Raw genomic sequence first — 1,317 nt, 5'->3', positions numbered from 1 at the left:
GTCTTAATCAACGCGGCGGCGCTATGCGGACTTCAAGACGCTTCGCAGATCGGCAGCGGCTGTGGCGGCGGTGCCGGATGATCCTTCCTGTATTGGGCGATGATCGGCTCAAGGGTCTTTCTCGGCCAGAATTTCGGTGTGCCGATTTCCTTCAGGCAGGACGCGTTCCAGTAGGCGCCCGGCTGTGAACGGTCGGCTGCGACCGCGGTGATGTCGCGCGATTCCGGGTAGATGTAGAGCGTCGTCGGATTGTCCTTGACCATCGGGATGATCCGCTTGGCATCCGCCGGCGACCAGCTGGTGCAGCCATTGCTGCGACCGCCGGCATAGTCCACCAGCTTGCCGAACGGCACGAAGCCGTCATGGTCGGCGTGCGAGCTGTTCGGGTTTTTGCGCAGGCACATGCCATGCAGCACCTGGGCAGCGTGACCGCCGATCGCCCGCTGCCTGGCGTTCGCGGCTTCGCCTTCGCCGTCGAACTGGATGAAGGTGCGCTGGAAAACCGCGTCCTGCTTCGCGCCGGTGCGGTAATAGCCCTTGAACGAGGTTTTGGCCTCGCTGGTCATATAGGCGCCGCCGGCCGTCAACGATGAATCCATCGCATTGCCGAAGTTCTTCGCGCACCGTTTGCCGTTTGAAAAATCGACGACGCCTTTCAAATTCCGCCCGCTGCCGTGGCCTGACGAAATCGCGCTAAACGACTGGCTGGCCTCGCAGATGACGTAATAGCGACGGCCGAGCACGCCATTGCCCAGATCGCTGGGGCGTGTGGCATCCATGGCGAAGTAGCAGGGGTTCTTGACAGCGCCTTGCGCGACCTTCTTCCGGTAAAGCGCGCGGGCTCGTTCGAGGACAATTTGCGAGATCTGGCCGTCGCTGTCGCCGACATGAGCCTGCAGCCAGGCTGGAACGGCAGATGGTGCGGCAAAGGATCGGGCCGATACCGCCACGGCGATGACGACGAGAAGGCTGGCGACGACACCCAGAGAAACAGATCTCAACCGCACCGGATCAATTCTCCTTGTCGAAGCGAATGGCGATTTCTTGCGGCATTGCCGCGAGAATCGATCATAGATGGCCTCGCATTATCGGGCGAAACACATCTTGTTTAGCGTACCCGCATGAAGAGCCGTAAAGCAGGTCGATGCATGCAACGGCCTACGCCGACATGCTGGCTCCAGGCTTGCGGCGGACGTCTTCGCTTCCTTGAAGCAGGGCAACGAACTCGGGTTGGCGGGTCCCTTCGGAGGCCGTCGGCGCGTTGGCTGACGGAGCATCAAACGAAAACCCGCCTGTGCGGCGGGTCATTGGCGCAAA

The 1,317-nt window shown here is 61.5% G+C and carries 1 protein-coding gene; it reads right to left on the bottom strand.

Translation table 11 applies throughout. The features are described 5' to 3' along the window. Positions 1–32: 32 nt before the first annotated feature. A complete protein-coding gene (locus EN984_RS34915; protein WP_127271332.1) occupies positions 33–1,007 on the bottom strand; it encodes a hypothetical protein in 975 nt (324 codons plus the stop codon). Positions 1,008–1,317: the final 310 nt, after the last annotated feature.

This window comes from Mesorhizobium sp. M7A.F.Ca.CA.004.12.1.1 (genome assembly GCF_003997835.1).
Classification (GTDB): domain Bacteria; phylum Pseudomonadota; class Alphaproteobacteria; order Rhizobiales; family Rhizobiaceae; genus Mesorhizobium.
The sequence above is the reverse complement of the archived record's forward strand: the minus strand, read 5'-3'. Positions and strand labels throughout refer to the sequence as shown.